The 18798-nt window shown below is 45.2% G+C and carries 9 protein-coding genes; 3 read left to right on the forward strand and 6 right to left on the reverse strand.

Features of this window, described 5'->3' with window-relative positions; genetic code table 11:
- Positions 1 to 11: 11 nt before the first annotated feature.
- Complete coding sequence (locus CPIN_RS21785) at positions 12 to 1364, reverse strand: hypothetical protein (protein WP_012792002.1); 1353 nt, start codon at positions 1362 to 1364, stop codon at positions 12 to 14.
- A gap of 263 nt (positions 1365 to 1627) precedes the next feature.
- Here CPIN_RS21785 and CPIN_RS21790 point away from each other — a divergent pair, with 263 nt between their 5' ends.
- Together CPIN_RS21790 and CPIN_RS21795 are read left to right on the forward strand one after the other, a co-directional pair.
- Positions 1628 to 3955 carry a TonB-dependent receptor gene (locus CPIN_RS21790; RefSeq protein ID WP_012792003.1) on the forward strand — a complete coding sequence of 776 codons (2328 nt, stop codon included), beginning with the start codon at positions 1628 to 1630 and terminating at the stop codon, positions 3953 to 3955.
- Position 3956: 1 nt separating this feature from the next.
- On the forward strand, positions 3957 to 4736 hold the full coding sequence (locus CPIN_RS21795) for a DUF4249 domain-containing protein (protein WP_012792004.1): 780 nt from the start codon (positions 3957 to 3959) through the stop codon (positions 4734 to 4736).
- Positions 4737 to 4746: 10 nt separating this feature from the next.
- On the opposite strand, the gene CPIN_RS36890 is transcribed toward CPIN_RS21795, so the two are convergent.
- Positions 4747 to 5418: a hypothetical protein gene (locus CPIN_RS36890; protein WP_012792005.1), complete on the reverse strand. Its 672-nt coding sequence runs from the start codon at positions 5416 to 5418 to the stop codon at positions 4747 to 4749.
- 68 nt (positions 5419 to 5486) lie between these two features.
- Positions 5487 to 7256, reverse strand: a complete 1770-nt coding sequence (locus tag CPIN_RS21805) for a right-handed parallel beta-helix repeat-containing protein (protein ID WP_012792006.1) — start codon at positions 7254 to 7256, stop codon at positions 5487 to 5489.
- A 417-nt stretch (positions 7257 to 7673) separates the two neighbouring features.
- Between CPIN_RS21805 and CPIN_RS21810 the strand changes: the two genes are divergently transcribed.
- On the forward strand, positions 7674 to 12557 hold the full coding sequence (locus CPIN_RS21810) for a T9SS C-terminal target domain-containing protein (RefSeq protein WP_044219400.1): 4884 nt from the start codon (positions 7674 to 7676) through the stop codon (positions 12555 to 12557).
- A 72-nt stretch (positions 12558 to 12629) separates the two neighbouring features.
- Here CPIN_RS21810 and CPIN_RS21815 read toward each other — a convergent pair whose 3' ends face one another.
- The 3 genes from CPIN_RS21815 to CPIN_RS21825 form a co-directional block, all read right to left on the reverse strand.
- Positions 12630 to 13532, reverse strand: coding sequence for a PD40 domain-containing protein (locus CPIN_RS21815; RefSeq protein ID WP_012792009.1), 903 nt, complete (start codon positions 13530 to 13532; stop codon positions 12630 to 12632).
- 64 nt (positions 13533 to 13596) lie between these two features.
- Positions 13597 to 18150, reverse strand: a complete 4554-nt coding sequence (locus CPIN_RS21820) for a ubiquitin carboxyl-terminal hydrolase family protein (protein ID WP_012792010.1) — start codon at positions 18148 to 18150, stop codon at positions 13597 to 13599.
- 252 nt (positions 18151 to 18402) lie between these two features.
- On the reverse strand, positions 18403 to 18789 hold the full coding sequence (locus CPIN_RS21825) for a hypothetical protein (RefSeq protein ID WP_012792011.1): 387 nt from the start codon (positions 18787 to 18789) through the stop codon (positions 18403 to 18405).
- Positions 18790 to 18798: the final 9 nt, after the last annotated feature.

Raw genomic sequence — 18798 nt, forward strand, 5'->3', positions numbered from 1 at the left:
AACAATGAGGTTTATTTTGAGTAGCCGAAACGGATCTTCAGGGGTTCGGCGAAAGGGGCTTGTTGTCTTGCGAGGAAATCATACAGCACAGTGATATTGCCTTTCAGTCTGGGACTTGCCTTATAGGTATAGCGCATACCCAGCAAAGCGCTTCTTTGCCAGCCATTCCAGTTCTTCAGTTGTGCTATATGGGAAAAAGCAGCGTAGTGATTCATTTCCATGCCGCCATTCAGGGAGAAGGCATTTTTAATCCGGTAGTCTACAAATGAGCGTATACCGACTCCTTTATTGGAGATCGCGATTCTGTCCAGTGAGCCTAGGCCGAGTTTGTAAGCCAGTCCGATACCGGCACTCCCCTTTTCTGAGAACTTATACCCTGCCTGTAAGGCGATATCTCCGATAGTAGGATACCAGTTACTCGCCCTTTGGAACTGTATATTCCCTCCGAATTCCATCCTTTGAACCCATCGCCTGGTCTTCATCTGACTGGGCTTAAAATCGGGCATTTCTGCCGAATTATTGAGCATTGGGAACTTCTCCTTAAAAGTATTAAACTGATCCCTCGCCTGGTTGACCTGTGCGGTAATGGCTTGTCTGGCATCGGGATCATTCCCTATCCGCTGTTGTAGCAGCTGTTCTACCTGGCTGCGGGTTTGTAGTCCTCCGAGTGCCTGTGCTGCATTGACGTCGTTATTCGTGTTGAATAAGCCGGCCAACACGGAGTTTTGCTGAAAAAACTCCCGGAAGGCGGATGACTTCCGCAGGAGTTCCATGGCCTTTGTTTCCGCCTTCTTTCTGTCCTGTAAGATGCTGGTATACTCCCTTACCTGTTCCTGATAATAATAGGCTTGTTTGCCGAGGCGTTGCAGGTCTTTCGTGAATAGCGTGTATTGTCCCAGCTGGTCTTTTAATGACCGCTGTCTTTCGCGGATATAGGCGCTGATCTGTTCTGATTGTCCGATACTGCCTTGTAACTGACCGACCTTCTGTTGTAAGTCTTTGGCTGCCGGCAAAAATTTAGCCGCTACCTGTAAGGTATCGAAATAGCTGTTGTACTGCCGCCCGAGCTTTGCTGCTGCCGTAAGCTTAGTGGCGGACAGGGATTTCAGTGCCTGCAGACTGTCAATAGACCTGTCGAAAATACGGTGTGCCGCCGCAGGGTCTGATTTCTTGAGTTTTGCCCGCATATGCTGCTCCCGGCTGATCAGCCAGTTGAGCGACTGCTGGGTCTTTTTGCGAATGAGGAAATTGACTTTTTGTGTCTTCTCCTCCAGTTGTGCGTAGTATCGACGCGGCATGATACTATCCTGTGCAAAGGAAGGGACTGTTATGATACATAACAGCGGGGTTAAAAATCTTTTCATAAAACGTGGTTCGTCTGATAATAGGTTTTGGTGCTAAAAACTAAATGTGCTACAGTGTAGTGCCTGAAAACTGATGACCGATGATTATCTGAGTTATTGTGTTAACACAGGAAAGGTAAATAAAGTTCAAACATTTTTGAGCGCAGCGGATAAAGGGGATAAGAAAAAGTAACAGGCATATTCAATTTTAACATAAGATATACAACCTTAATGTTAAATTGTGGCAGCCAACTAACATATACCTACAAAACAGACCCGATCTTATGCAGAAAAAATTTGCTGTACTGGCTTTATTCTTTTCCACGATAAGTAGTCTACAAGCCCTTGCTCAGCATAAGTATACAATTAGCGGTATCATACGTGATAAAACGACAGGGGAAACACTGATAGGCGCCTCTATACGTATTCTGCCACAATCCAGGTATAACAGCAGCAGTAATAATTTCGGGTTCTATGCGATTGTCGTGCCGGAGGGTTCATATAGATTAGTTGTCAGTTATACTGGATATAAGCCCGATACGATCGCACTGACATTAAGCAATGATCTTACCAGGAATATATCGCTGTTGCCTGTCAGCGGACAACTATCTGAAGTTGTCATTACATCAGAAAGCACGCATAACACACTGGCGAAGGCACAAATGGGATTACAAAAACTCAGCACGGCTGAAATGGCGAATGTGCCGGTGTTTCTCGGAGAAAAGGATATTATTAAAACGATACAGTTATTACCGGGTATAAAGTCCGCCGGTGAAGGAAGTGGCGGATTCTATGTACGCGGTGGTAATATTGATGAAAACCTCTTGTTATTAGACGATGCGCCGGTGTATAATGCGACGCATTTAATGGGTTTCTTTTCTACGTTCAATTCCGACGCAATCAAAGACCTCACTTTATATAAAGGCGCTATGCCGGCGGAATATGGCGGCCGTCTTTCATCTGTGGTAGATGTCAGGACGAAAGACGGCAACAATCAGCAGTTCCATGGTAGCGGCGGACTTGGTATCATTGCATCGCGGCTGAACCTGGAAGGGCCTGTTGTAAAAGACAAAGGGTCTTTTATTGTTAGTGGCCGCCGTACTTATGCCGACGTATTTCTGAGGCTCTCTGACAACAAAGATGTTAAGAAGTCGAATCTTTATTTTTACGATCTCAATGCAAAGGCCAATTATAACCTGAATGATCATAACAGGATCTTTATTTCGTATTACAACGGCAAGGACAATCTGAAGTTGTCGGATCAACTGGCCTTGTATTATGGCAACACCACGGGGACATTCCGCTGGAACCACAATTTCAATAGTCATCTGTTCTCCAATACGACCCTGCTTTACAGCGATTACAACAATAACATAGAGGTGGCAGATAACTCAAGTAACATGAAGATCATTTCCAAGATCAGGGATTTTTCGCTGAAAGAAGATCTGCAATATTTCATGTCGGGCAATGATAAGCTGAACTTTGGCTTTACCACTACGCATCATAACCTGAGTCCGGGAATCCTTGATGCCAGCGAGTCCTCCAATTATAATGCGGCGGCACTCGACAAGAAATATGCGCTTGAAAGTGCCGCTTATATCAATCACGAAAAAAGTATGGGGCAATGGAGTGTGAATTATGGTCTGCGTTTGTCTGTCTTTAATGTATTCGGTCCGGGAAATTTTTATACTTATGACGCGGGAGGAAATATCACCGATTCCACTAAGTATGCCAGCGGAGAACTGGTCAAGACCTACATTAACCTGGAACCAAGAGCCGCCGCAAGTTACCAGCTGGATAGTGTCAGTTCTGTAAAATTCGCCTATGCCCGGAATACGCAAAATGTGCACCTGATCAGTAATTCTGCGACTACCAGTCCGACGGACCTTTGGATACTAAGCAGTCCGAATGTAAAGCCGGAGATTGCAGATCAGCTTTCCTTCGGTTATTACCGTCATCTGCGTAATGGCCGTTATGAGCTGTCTGGTGAAGTATATTACAAACAGCTGCAAAACCAGATTGACTTTAAAGATGGTGCGGCGCTCACGATCAACAATAATGTCGAGTCGCAGTTGTTGTATGGGAAAGGCAGGGCTTATGGACTGGAGCTGTTTGCAAAGAAGAAGTCCGGCCGCCTGAGCGGCTGGGTGAGTTACACCTTATCCCGTACAGAGCGGCAGGTAAATGCGATCAATAGCGGTTACTGGTATCCGGCGCATCAGGACCAGACCCATAATCTTGCGATTGTATCCAGTTACCAGTTAAGCAGGAAAGTCGCCCTTTCTGGCAACTGGGTATACAATACCGGTAATGCAGTGACTTTTCCGAGTGGCAAGTACGAAATCAACGGACAGACGGTATTTCTGTATGCAGAGCGGAATGGTTATCGTATGCCTGCTTACCATCGTTTAGATGTGGGTGTCACGATAGATGGGAAAAAGGGAAAAGGCTGGAACAGCAGCTGGAACTTTTCTGTATATAATGCCTACGGAAAAGAGAATCCGTATATCATAGAATTCAAGAATGATCCGGGTAACCCGGCACGTACTATTGCCCGGCAAACGGCGCTTTTCCGCTGGGTGCCTTCTATCACCTATAATTTCTCGTTTTAGTATGAAGACTATTTTTACATCCGTTCTGCTGCTCACATTACTGATTGGTTGTACAAAAAATATCGACGTACAACTTAGATCTGCTCCTTCGCAGATCGTCATTCAGGGCACCATTACAAATGGTGGAGACCCTTATTATATCAGGATTAACCGCACCGTGCCATTTGATGCAGAAAACACTTATCCGGCGGTTTCCGGTGCAGGCGTGTATGTGCTGGACAGTACGGACAATAAACTATACCGCTTCTACGAATCTCCCATTGACGCAGGCGTTTACATATCAGCTTATCTCGTTGGTCAGATGGGCCATACCTACAAAATGTATGTCAATATCGATGGGGAGGAATACATCGCCACCTCTACGATGCCTAATCTGGTAACGATGAAGGGCATTTCATTTACGCAGACGAAAATATTGGAAGAGACCAGAAATCTGCCGCAGGTAAATTTCCAGGATCCGCCCAATGTGAAGAATTACTATGTCTTTTCTTTACTGGTGAATGATGTGCCTTACCAGGCATTTTATGCGCTGGATGACCGACTAAGCGATGGCAATTTTGTCAGACACCAGCTGTATATGGACAGCGCGTATATACAGAAGGAAGATGTCGTGAAAGTCATCATGGCAAATGTAGACAGGAATATCTATAACTATTTTAATGTATTGCAAGCAAACGGCGGAACCTCAGGTACCCCCTCCAATCCACCTTCTAATATATCCAATGGCGCCCTGGGGTATTTTGGTGCCTCCAGTGTTGATGTGAGATCGATACAGTTTTAAAGTCAGGCGATCAAGGTTTCGCTATCTTTTCAGCCAATATTTTGTCCAGCGCTTCTTTCCGGGACCAGTCAAATTCCAGTAATGGCAGCATATATGCTTTTGCATGGAGTTTACACAGATACCATTCCAGGTAGTTTTTCATACCGGATTGGTAAAAATCCAGCCAGGATCTGTAGTTTTCAGGAATGGGCTTAACGGGGCCCAAAAGATGATAATGGCGGATTTCCCCGTTAAAGTCCCATTTACTAATGTGTGGTTCTTCCGGTAGATTCAGTTCGTCGTCATACCTGTTTATGACATACTGCACCCGCTCTTTGCTTTTATCCCACCATTCGAAAATGTTATCCTTGTTCCAATGTTGGCTACCGTCGATAAAATAAGCGCCAAAAGGGTCGATTACACCGGCAATCACTGTTGCGATCAGTTCTTCTTTCGTCACCGGTTGTTTGAATATGACTTCATGGTAATCCCCATCACCACCCACATTGTCCATCGCTGCAGGCTGGCCGGTGCCGCAATTATCTGTATAAGTTGTATAAATGGGTCCGGGGGTATTCAGCCAATGTATCTCCTGAAAACCACCATATCCGAAGGCATGTTTATGGCCGGTAAATGCGCTTAGTTCGTAAAGATTTACAGCAGGTCTGAATAGTATATTTTCTATCTCCGGTGAAGGGATCATTGATGTTGTGTTGGGTTTAATTGAGTGTAGTGCTATAGGTAGCACGGAGACAATATAGTGCTTTATGATTATTTCCGCCGGAGTCGGTTACCAGACACGAATACACCGGAACAGTCAACAAATTTCAATACACTATCTACTGACGATGCATGATACAAGTTGTTACCTGTAATTTTTATGTTGCTGGTACTCTTTGCTTCCAGTAAACGGGCGCTATGCAGCCAGAAAGAATTGCCCGATACTGTTATGTTACTGTGAACCGCGGTGTTTCCGCTGACAGTATTTTCCGGGTGAACACTGATAACCGGTTCTCCGCAATGCAGAAATTCGTTTTTCCGGATAGTTACGTCTTTCACCATACCTGATTCAAACCAGCCGGAAGCATCATCATTGATGAAAATCCCGCTCATACGGATGTTTTCAAAGCGGTTGTTCTCGATCAATACTTTACGCCGTGTGGTGGTCAGGATGCCACGGGTAGGTATACGGGTGATCGTGGTACGATGTATCCAGACTTCGGGCGTAGCACTGACATTTTCTACGGCATCACCGGGTTTCACTTCGGCAGCAACCGGCTTAGAGAGGGTAAGCAGGAACTCCTTATCATTGATTCTTTCTACGGTCTGTACCTGATTATCCTGTATAGCCAGCAGACTTTCCCCGCCAATGAGCGCGATACTATCCTGTGCTGCGAATGCATCAAAACCAAATGTTTGTCCGTGGGCGAACTTTACCTTTATCTTATTATCCTGCTGAATCTCAGTGATCTGAAGGTGAATACCATGTACATTAATTGCATCGTCATTTGCGGCAGAAAGGTAAGCATTTGCTACTTCGACTTTCCCGCTACAACCAGCGAAGTGCAGGATATCGGCCCATGCAGCGCAGGTGCGGCCTGATTTTCCATCTGGTCTGACTACTACGCTGTTCATGCGGATATTCTCACAATACTGGCTTACTACGCCCATGCCATGCATGAAACAGAGCCTGATATTATCGAGTTGAATGTTTTTGCTGTATTGCATAAAAAAGGCGGCACAATCGCGTGTGACATCCCGGTTCTGATACACGAATCCTTTTTTAAAGCCTGCTTCTTTCTTAAAATAGATCCGCACGGCCCTGTCTTTAAGCTGTACAAAACGCAGTGCAGCCATCGGCATATCCATACGCGATAAGTCATTGGTCAGTGGATTTAATACCTGCCAGTAGCCATCCGGCTGATACTGCCAGCCATCTCCTATCCAGGTGATCAGACTGTCTTTTATACTGTATTTTGAATCGGGATGAATCAGCGCATCTGCGTAGCCTTCTCCGACATTGGTGATCTGTAACTCGGAAACGGTGGGGCGATTGTAATCAAAGCTCAGACCGGAGATGCTGATATGATCGCAATGATTGACAAAGGTCTCTATCATCTTCCCATGGAGGATTACTCTGGCGCCGGTTCCTACTACCTGTACATAACGGCAGCTGTCGAAGAACAGGGCAATCGCCTTAGGCTCGTAGGGCCGGTCATTCGTATTGGAAATATGTAATTGTCTTTTCTCTATGTGATCGCTGTAGAAATGATAATCGCCCGGCGCAAACTTTATCTTAACAGGTGATTGCTGTGTGCCTTTGGCCCTGATCAGCATAGACTGGTCAAATGCACCGCCTGCGAGCAATTCTACGGTTGTACCTGCACTTAGTGTTTCCAGGCGTTTAAAACTCTTCCATGCCTCTGTTGTGGCTGTACCTGTGTTCTGGTCATTTCCGGTATCTGGATTGATATAATATACATGCTGGCAATAGCTGTTCAGACTAAACAGCAGGATGGTAATGGAGATCAGTTTTTTCATACGGGCCACTAAGTTAAGTATTCTATTGAGTATTATATCCTATCTCTGCTGCCCCTATTCAAAAGCCATTAAGAGAAATGTATATATGATTACCTGATGCAAAAGCATCCGCCGGAAGTATCAGAGATATCTTTGATACTTCCTTTTTTTGTATCCTTCCAGGACTGTAAATCAGTTTAAAAACAAACATTATTTACCAAAATGTAAAAATAATTATGACTAGGACATCTAACAATCAATTAGCATATAAAATTAAGACTATCTCTTTAATGCACATATTCAATCAACTGACAAGCGAAGCATACGCGACTGTTGCCTTGGCTGCATAAGACTGCTCCTAACTCACTCATAATGTAACACTTGTGTGCTATAACCGGGATTTGGAATTTCGTTAATTTCATATCCGAACCATATACTATGTCCTTCAAAACCATGACCATGTCAGGCAATGCCCTCGCATTTGCGCTGCTTTGGAGTGCCATGTCCTTAACCAATTCTGTCCATGCTCAACTAAAGGCGGATTTCACTCCAGGCAAAACAAGTGATTGCGAAAGCCTGATAACAACATTTACTGATAAGTCCACTGGTAATCCCGTGTCCTGGCAATGGGATTTCGGTAATGGATTTACCTCCAATGAGCAACGTCCGAGCGCTGCCTATACCTCTCCCGGTATTTATAAGATACTGCTTACGGTGAGAGACGCAGCAGGCAATTCCAGCAACATTACAAAGACGGTGACCGTGTGGGAGAAGCCCAAACCGGATTTTACCGCGAGTCCGGCGACTGGCTGTATGCCGCTGGAGGTAAAGTTTACAGACAAATCTGATCCTGTAAATGGCACGATGACCACCTATACCTGGGATTTCGGGGATGGCGCTATCGGTAATGGCAGTAACCCTGTACATGTATATAATAATGCCTTATCTCCTACTATCACATTGACCGTTACCAATAGTAATGGTTGTACGGCTTCTAAAAGGATCAGTAAGATTGTAGATGTATCCGCGGCGTTAAAAGCGGACTTCAAAGTATCTGATAAATTCCTTTGTACGGCGCCTGGTGCACTAAGCATTGAGAATACCAGTACAGGGCCGGGGAATCTTACTTATAAATGGGATTTTGGAGACGGCGCCACCGCTACAGGGAATAACCCTGGTACGCATCAATACATGAAGAAAGGCGTTTATAATGTTAAACTCACCGTTACCAGTGATAAAGGATGTATTGATACTAAGTCATCAGGTGATATCAATGTCGCCAATTTCAAAACAGACATACAGTTGCCGGCTAAAGTCTGTGAAAACAGCACTGCGACTTTCACTGCAAACAACCAGCCTGTTGCTGATAACGTCACCTGGAGCGTTGACAAAGGCAGTATCATCAGCAATGGCGCTACTGCCCTGTTTACGCCTGACAGTACAGGTACTGTAAAGGTGACGATGACGGCTGAATATGGTAAATGTAAAGAGACGATCACTAAAGAACTGACCGTTATTGCCGCGCCCAAACCAGCATTCACGACTGAAGTAAAACCTATCTGTGATGCGCCTGTTACAGTGAAACTCACCGACAAATCAGAAGGGGCTGACAGCTGGCACTGGGACTTTGGTAACGGCGCGACCTCTACACAACAGCAGCCCGCTCCTGTATATAATACCTTAGGTTCTTTTGATATCCAGCTTACTGCCAGCAGTGCGTCCGGTTGCTCCGCCTCCGTATTGCAGACGGTAAACCTGGCTAAAACGGAAGTCTTTACCTATGCCAGTAAACCGGAAGGTTGTGTGGGTTTAACGACCCGGTTCAGCGCTTATATCAGTATCGGCGACAGTATTATCAGCTATGCGTGGGATCTGGGAGATGGCAGTACCTCTACCGAGGCTAATCCGACACATACCTATGATAATGAAGGTACCTATCCTGTATCGCTGACCTATGTATCTAAAAATGGGTGTAAAGGAACCGTCAGCCTCTATTCTGTTAATTCCATTAAAGTATATATCAAACCTAAACCTGATTTTTCCTCTCCGGAAGCACCGGAGATCTGTGGTAGCAATACCGTACATTTTAAGGGTACAACGGATGTAGGCAATGGCTGGTCATGGGATTTCGGAGACAATACGGCTCCTGGTTCTTCGCAGAACACCACACACAGCTACAAGAAACCGGGGACCTATTCTGTTACGCTGACCGTTTCCAATCACAGCTGTACAGAGAAAATAACCAAACCTGCTTATATCACGGCTGTCAATCCTTTCCCAAGGTTTGTGATGCAGTCGGTGGACTGTAACAACCGGACAGAAGGTCGCTTTGAGGACAAATCTACCGGCAATGTGACCAGCTGGAAATGGAGCTGGGGAGATGGAAAGGAAGAAACTTATACGACGAAAAGAAGCCTGTTAAAGCACGACTTTAAAACAACAGGCACCTATAAAGTGAAGCTCACCGTATCCGACGGCAGCTGTACCAGTTCGGATTCTATGAACGTCACCGTGTATGCGCCATCACCTGTTACTATCACCACGGGCAAAACAACTTTGTGTGGCAGTGACACCCTGAATGCCAGCGTGACCTCTATCAACAAAAGTATCTACGGTTTAAATGTATGGTCTTATGTATGGACGTCTTCAGACGGTACGCCTGCTTACTGGAACAGCGCCGATTATCAGCGTACTGCTTTTACGCATCTGCAGCCAGGTACTGACACGATCCGTTTTGTAGCCTATAACGTACAGGGATGCCCTGATACCAGTAATAAGGTAGTGGTGAAGGTACACGGTCCGGCAGCTAAGTTCCTAGTTCCCAGTGTGCCTGAATGCCGTGGTGCAACGCTTGCTTTTACTGATAAAACAGACGTTTCCAAGGGTAAGCCGATCAGTACCTGGTCCTGGGATTTTGGTGATGGCACAGCGCCCAAAGTATTTACAGCACCACCTTTTAAATACACCTATAACAAATCGGGTATTTACTATCCCAAGTTAACCGTGACCGACCAGGATGGTTGCACCAGTACGGCTGCCGGTCCGTCATTGCAGGTGAATGGTCCTAATGCTGACTTTACGCCCAGTGCTTCATTGATACCACCAGGTAGTAGCGTACAGTTCTTTAATAATACGACGGAAACAGGTGGCACGGCCACGTATCACTGGGACTTCGGAGATCATAGCAGTTCTGCCGAATTCAGTCCAGCTAAACAATATCCGGATAAAGGCAGATATACGGTAAAACTGCTTGTAAAGGATAATAACGGTTGTATGGACAGTGCGCAGAAACCGATCAAGGTATCCAGTGTAGGGGCAGGCTTTACGGTGACTACTGCTTTTGTAAACAATAGCGGATGTCCGCCGGTGATTGCCCGGTTTACCAATACCTCTACGAATTATGTCGATTCTTACTGGGACTTTGGCGATGGCAGTTTTTCTACCATCAGCGATCCATCTCATACTTACACCTATGCCGGCCGGTATAAGGTGAAACTACGGGCGATCGGTGAAGCGGGCAATGAGGATGACTATGAACAGGAAGTAGAGGTAAAAGGTCCATATGGAACGATTACGACTTCGTCGCTGGGTGGTTGTCTGACAAAAGACATTGAGTTTAAAGTAAACGCTGTTGCGGCGGTTAATTTTGCCTGGGACTTTACCGATGGTATTGTCACTGAAACAACGGATTCTACAATCAAACATACCTTTAAAAATCCCGGTATTTATAAACCACGTCTTATCCTCTCAGACCAGGCAGGCTGTAAGGGTACAGCTTTCCTGAAGGATCCGATTGTGATAGACAGACTGGAAGTGGAAATGACGCCATCGCAGCAGTTTGTATGTGATGAAGGATGGGTCAGTTTTACGCCGGCATTCAACAGTTTCTCTATTGACGAACTGAAAAAAGAAGCAAAATATAAGTGGACCTATGATGCTGGTATTGTAGCAGAAAATGATACGACTGCTACTCCCCGCTTCTATCTTAATAAAACCGGGGAATATAATTTCACATTGAATACCACGACGGCTTATGGTTGTACGCAGACGGTCAGCAAAAAGATCGCTGTTCACCCTAAACCAGCGATCAGCATCACCGGACCCGCAAAAGCCTGTGTAGACATTCCTGTAAGTTTTGGCGGTAATGTGACAAGTCCCCAGGATATGACCTGGAACTGGAACTTTGGCAACGGCAGTACCGGTAATGTGCAGCAACCTGCTGAGCAGACTTACAGCCTATCCGGTATTTCAGAGGTACAGTTGATTGCTACAACGAAGGATGGTTGTATTGATACGGCTCACCATAGTATTAATATAGTACCTAAACCAGTGGTTACTACCAGTGTTGGCAACAATATGTTGTGTCTGGGTAGTAATACGACGATCAGTGCGACAGGTGGGGTGACGTATCAATGGTCGCCTGCGGCACAGCTGAGTGATTCCAATGCGGCGGCTCCTGTTGCCAGTCCGCTTGTTAATACAACTTACCAGGTCACTGTAACAGACGCTAATGGTTGTGTCAATACGGGCGATGTAAGTATTCGTGTGATACAGCCTTTTAATATGCGCGCGATGCCTGATACTGCCATATGCCTTGGAGAAGCGCTGGCATTAAGCGTAGCGGGCGCCGATAATTATGAGTGGAAGGGACCGGGACTGGACGATACGCACAGTGCATCCCCTCATGTCTCTATTACCACACCTGGTAATTACACCTTCCAGGTGAGCGGTCGTGACCTGGCGGGTTGCTTTACACGCGATACGACAGTGGCAGTGACTGTACATGCACCACCCACAGTTGATGCAGGTCCTGATCAGACAGTCATGGCAGGTAAGCCTGTTACGCTGGGCAGAAGAGGTAGTCCGGACATTGTGAAATGGAATTGGAGTCCGGCACAATACCTGAGCTGTGCGACTTGTGCGACACCGGAGGCCATGCCGAATCTCTCAACCACCTATGTCGTAGAAGTAGAAAATAAATATGGTTGTAAAGCGACTGATGATGTACTGGTTAAACTGACTTGTAACCAGGATGCAATCTTCCTTCCGAATGCCTTTTCACCAAACAGGGATGGCAAGAATGAATGGTTCTATCCTAAAGGCAGAGGGGTAAAAGAGGTGGTGAGTATGCGTGTATTTGACAGATGGGGGAGCCTGGTGTTTGAAAGGATGCATTTTCAGATCAATACTGCTACCTCAGGATGGGATGGTACCTGGAAGAATGAAGTAGCGCCGATCGGGACTTATGTATATTCTATTGAGACGATCTGTGAAGAAGGCGGCAAGTTTATGTTTAATGGTACCGTGACGATTGTGCGATAAATGTTCTGGCTTTCAATATAAAAAAGCAGCAAAGGATAATATCCGATGCTGCTTTTCATTTTATAATATCTCCTATCTGAATTTATCGATGATTGTGGCATCTACCCAGTAGATGTCCTGTCGGCTGGTATAGAACAGGTATTTGCCGTCTGCAGTCACAAAGGGACAGAGTTCATGACCGGGTGTATTGATGGTGTCGCCCATATTCTTTGCGTGGCTCCATGAACCATCTGCTTTTCTGAAACTGATGTAAAGATCTCCGGCGCCATATCCGTCGGTATGTGCCGCTGAGAAGATAATATAAGATTCATCCGCTGCTACAAATACATCCGCTTCATATTGTCCGGTATTGATGGTCTCAGCGAGGCGTGAAGGTTGTTGAAATCCTGTTTGTGCGGCGAGGGCAGCATAGATATCAAAGTTGTTTGTTCTATTGGCATCGGCATGTTTATTAGACGAAAAATACATGGTGCCGTTCTTAGCAAAAGAGACATAGTATTCGTGTCGGGAAGAGTTGATGGCCGGACCGGCATTGATTGGTGCGGACCAGCGATCTCCGTTTCGCTTTACATACCAGATATCATAATCCTTTTTTTTACCTGTATCATCCGGTGAACGATCGGAGATAAAAAACAGTTTACTTTCGTCAGGAGACAGCATTGGGTCATTGTAGCTGTATACTTTATCAGAAAGTATTGTCAGGGGTTTTGTCCATTGGCCGCCGACCAGTTTCGTATGCCTGATTTCAGCTTTACCCTTGCTATCAACGGCAAAATAACATTCCTCTCCGTTCGCTGAAAATATAGAGCCGAATTCATGTTGATCCGGCAGGGAGATCAGGCCGGGGGCAAATTTAACCGGTGTCATACCGGGTGTTTGTTCTCCCAGGTACTTACCCGATCGTTTTATGGGCTGTTGCGCAAAGACAAGGCTTTGAGACAGGATGGTGAGTGTTAACAGTAGTGATCTTAGCATGTTTTTAACTTTAAAAACAGATTGATACTGATTGGAGGTTGTATCTCCGGTTATATTATTACATCTACAGGAAGAAATATTCCGGCTGCTTATTCGTATTAGGACTACTTCCTGTAACCGGTGTTTCTACGTTGCCATCGTTCTCCTGTTCCATATAAGTCCCATCCCACGGAACAGGACCCATGTCCTGAGGCTGCGCTGTATGTGTACGAACATAGGTATAGATATATGCGTTGTCAATGTCATGGGAGAACGTTCTTTCATTGTCAGATTCTTCCATATTTGAAGGGTCCACATATGCATCTTCGGCTTTCATCCAGTTGTCGCCTTGTTTTTTATGCATCCAGTAATGGCCTTCACTGCGGGTAGTACCCTGATGATAGACAAATCCATTCAGTTCGTAGAAATGCTCCATTCTTATGCCACCATCATTGGAGATCTGGCTGAATTTAACCGGCATTTCGAATTTCTTGTTGATTTTCTGCAGATCATTCCCAAAACGATTTAATGCGATAGTTAATACGGCAGGTAAACGTTTGAATACGACCTCTTCTTCCATCTTTATTACACTATGCCATTGATCGTTCATAGCAGCCCATTCTAAGCCGGGCAGGAATGAATACTGTCGTTTAGGAGACTGTAACCAATTCACGAGACCTGTTGCACTATCAATTGGTACGTACAGTATATTTTCCGGCGCCTGGTCCGTTGTTTTTTCATTGTTGACCCATTGCACAATACTTTGATCTACAGGCGCATTAGTAACATCCGGCATTGATCCGGTGATGGTGCGTTTATAGCTACTCAGGATTTTAAATGTATCGTCGTATTGTTGCTTATCATTTACCAACAGTGGTTCAATTTCATCCATCAGCTTGCCAAGCAGCTCGGTAGCGTCCTCTTGTCCGCCCATCGTATTAATCCGGTTCACTGCAAATAAATACAGGCGTAACTCCCAGACGTCTATTCTTTTGATCGGCTCCGGTTTACCTATTTTATTGATAAAGTCCCGTACTTCGAAATCCAGGGCCAGTTCCTGATAAGCGGGCAGTGTCAACAGCTGACACAATGAATTCATGAAACAATCATTTCCCCTGTTGGGTATTCCGCCAAAGAGGGCAAGCTCCTGGGTAGTATCCTGCAGGTTTTCTCCATAGATATCACCAGAAAAGCTCTTGTCATGCTTTTTACGTACCTTATGCGTCGTTCCGGCATTCCCTATAAGTTCTGCGAACAAATTGAAGTTGCTCCTGATGTTTACCTGTTTCTTTCCCTTATCTGTTGCCTCATCCTCCATCATTCCATTCACATATAACCCGATCTGCTCCATCAGTCCCTGTAACAAAGCTGTTGTTATTTCGGCTTTCCGATGTGAAAAATCATCCATCACCAGATTATACTGGGCTTTCTCACGTGCAAGATTATCCATCACCGGAGGATAGGTAATCAGTGCTTCGAAAGTTTCGTCTAGTGCATCCAAAGAAGATGTTTGTACATATCTCTCAAGGACCTGTCTGGCTTCTTTTGATGCCTGATTGCCCATACCTTTGCCTCTATTGTGGAGTGCATTTATTTTTTCCTCTTTGAGGATCATCCGTACATCGTCAATATGTATCAGGAGCACATCATTATTCCCATCATTGTCCCTGATTGAATACATGTCGGACCATATCTGGTAAAGAACTGTCGTTATGTAAGCTTCTCTTGCCTGATACACTTCAAACATTTCCGTGGAGATATCCATCCTTTCTTTTTTACCCGCCATTACGCTATCTATATCTATTATGAACCTGTTCATAAATAGCAGGGCATCATCTCCGATTATTCCTGATTTGCGTCTGTCCTGTAACAGGGCAAAGTGCTTTTCAAGGAAATCGACATGCTCTTTAGGGTATAAACTCACGTCCTCCCGGATCCTGGCCATTGCATTGGATATCTGAAGGTATCTCAGGTCAAAGAGATTCAAGCTGGAAGGATCGCTGTCAAAATATCCTCTATTGCCCGCAAATGCGTTGTTGACGGATTTGTCATCTTCGTTCGGAGATACGACCAGCATCACCGGTACGTGATCACTAAAAGCGAACCAGGCATCTGACATTTCCCGGTTATCGCTTTCCATATAAAGCGGTATACCGGTAACGGGGTCTATGATCCCGGTCTGATACGTTTGGGATGTGGCCTGATCGATGATGAAGTAATCTGCGCTTTGCAACCCCAGGCTATTTTCATTCGTACCAGTCAGGGAGCGCACATCCTTCATCTTTTCCTTGCTTAAGGTATCCTTAAAATTATATGGGTCATCTGTTAAGGGGTGTACCATGTTCCTGATTTCGTTCATTTTCCCCTGCACATAAGGATTTTCTTCTTCCTCTTTCTTCTTGCCTTCCTTTGCATCCGTCTCTACATCCAGCTCTATCTCCGGTTTTTTATTAGTTACCGGGCCAATTTCCGTAACTGTCTTTGCCCCTGTTTCAATCTCAGGTTGCATCTCAGTATCTACAGCCGTTACTGCGCCAATTGGCATCTCTGTCTTTGCCTCTGTCTCTCCCTCCAATTCCATGTTGGTCTCTTTAACTGTTTTAACCCGGCCAGACTTCCCCACATACTTGCCCGCTTTCAAGCCCCGGCGGGAGACCTCCGAGCTATCCATCTTGAACCCGGTATCATCTACATAGTTATTATCTTCATATTGTAATTTAGGAGGACTTGTGATCAATGCTTCCTCTGCGATGTAATAATCACCACCAATGACCAATTGCGCATTTTTGCCAGCCGCCTCGTCTCTCAGTGCCGGTATGGATTCGCTCAGTTGATTCACATAGATTTCTCTTCTGTCAAATTCGTCGCCATGCGGACTTGTATGGACCATGCCAAACCATACTTCCTTCTCAGCGGGCGCATTATCGCCTTCCGACATGCCCATGGTAATATCAGTACCTTCTTCCTCTTTTTTTTCTTTTTTTAATGCGAATCTGTGTACGACAATAGGTCTGAACTTGTGATATTTAACCAGCCCGGGATTTTTAGTCCATACTATGTTCTCCGCGTCCGCCACCGGAATAACTTCAGTTCCACTGACTATCATGGCGCCTTTATATTCAAATACGCCGCTATTAAAAGCGACAGGATAATACTCTATCTGTCCATTGCGCAGGTAGTCGGTCTTTTCACCCAGTCGTTCATATGCCTCAAAGTGATCCCAACGATCAGATGTGCTATATCGTTCCTTTTTCTCCACCAGGTAGTTAGGTATCCAATTTTTCTTCTCCGCGAATCTGTTATGTACATTAACTGCATCTATAATAAGTGGTACACTTATCGAAATAGACTGCAGGCGTGGCCCTCTTTCTACCTGAATGCCACTGCCTTTAGGTTTTTCTTTTGTCTTGTCTTCCAGTTTCTGCTTCATTGTATCTACTCCTTCACCTACTTCGTTGAAGCCCATAATGAGGGAGGGGTGCTGTTTTAATAAACGCCGGGAATGCGCCAGTATGTAATGTTTTTTCAGGGAACCGGCAATTTCCTCGATGATGGTATATTTTACGCCATAGTACTTATTCTTTTTGCTGACTCTTTCCAATATATACTTCAGGTTACTGACAGCATCCATCAGGAGACTGACCTCCGTCGTATTTGTAAAAAGCGGCAGTGCACCTGCATACTTAGCCAGTACATTCAGAAATCCGTCGATCATCTCGGGGGTACGCTCATACTTGTCATATTGTTTCATGTCCCTTACGCCGCCGTTGGGTGAGAATTCCCTTATCTTCGCTGTTATTTCTTTCTCGGTCAGATTTTTGCCCTCCCCAAAATGGTTCAGGTTCCAGGCAACAAATTTCAGTGCTTCATCCGAACCGATAGGTTTTACTTCCTGCTCAACAGTAGTAAAGTCTCCGACCTGCACTTCATCTTTCTTCTCTTTCTCCAGCGCCTCATATACTTTTTTCTCCTCAAGATCCCTCATTCCCTTATCATCTTTCTTTGGTCGTTTTACGTCCCTTACAGGTGATGCTTCCCGTTTGCGCTTATTGCTTCGTGTCTTGGGTTTGGTATTCTTTTGGTCGGTAAGTACCTCCAGCAGCATTTTGAGTTCATTGGCCACCTTCCCATCTACGTCCATGGCCCTAATCGCTTTTTGCACTGCAGCAATCACATTATCGATCGGAACATATTTAGGGGGCTTCCCTCCGATACTAATGGTCATCCCATTAGCGGTACGCCTCACTCTGGGCGGCTGGATAGCGTTTATCAAGTCATCATGCTCCATTGCTATCACAACATCGTTTTTCCTCCCTCTGCCGGGTGCTGTAATCAGTAGTTTTTTCAGCTGAACGACCGGGCCGGCAGCCATTGCGGTGCTGCCTGACCTGAGTTGGAATGGCTGTATGTTGGGAAGTCCAGGAATATCATTGCTATTATCTGCAGACAAGGAGAATTTAGCAGGAATGGCGGCATCCTCTGCCAATTCTTCCATACCTGCTTCTTCCTCTGATTTATCTTCCGACATTTTTTGAATAGCAGGTACTGCCGGTCTGGAAATGGCCGAATTATTCGATTGATGCGCCACAGCACGGTCCTGGTTATGGATAGTCTTTTCGCTACTATGTTCGAGGGGCATAAGGTTTTATAGACGATTTATTGGCACTAATTTACCAAAAAACCGGGCTTATTCCTCCAAGGAATAAACACGCCATACATAATATAAAGTCAAATACGTTCCATGCTACTTTTGAGTCCCCTTTACATAAGTGCCTGACAAGGGCTATATTATAGTCAGAAAGGCTATCTACGTCGTTGATCTTTCGTCCATGAGCGAAAGATTAACGACGCAGATAGCCTTTCTGACTATTGTTTGACTGGTATATCTGACTTATTTGGCTACTTTCACCCTGTCGGCCAGGGCGTCAAACATGCCCAGCATACCGCCGGTGGCATGGTCTTCGTCCTTTTTCTTCAGATTCATATAAACATCGTAACCACTTGCATTAAAATAAACCGTCACTTCTTCCCCTGCCAGGTTTACAGAATCTAATTTAGATATCTGGTTGCCTGTGGTATCCAATACCACTCCGGCCAGTTTTCCTTCTTTATCCTCCAGGTGCAGCACCAGTTTTGCATCGCCCTGCGGCGTTCCTTTCACCAGCACATTCCATTTACCCAGGAAATAATCCGCACCGCTTTTAGATTGTGCATTGACATAGGCCGACATGGTAATGAACAATGCGCTGAACAGAAAAATTGATTTTACAGTCTTCATAATATGAAA

The organism is Chitinophaga pinensis DSM 2588, assembly GCF_000024005.1.
GTDB lineage: Bacteria > Bacteroidota > Bacteroidia > Chitinophagales > Chitinophagaceae > Chitinophaga > Chitinophaga pinensis.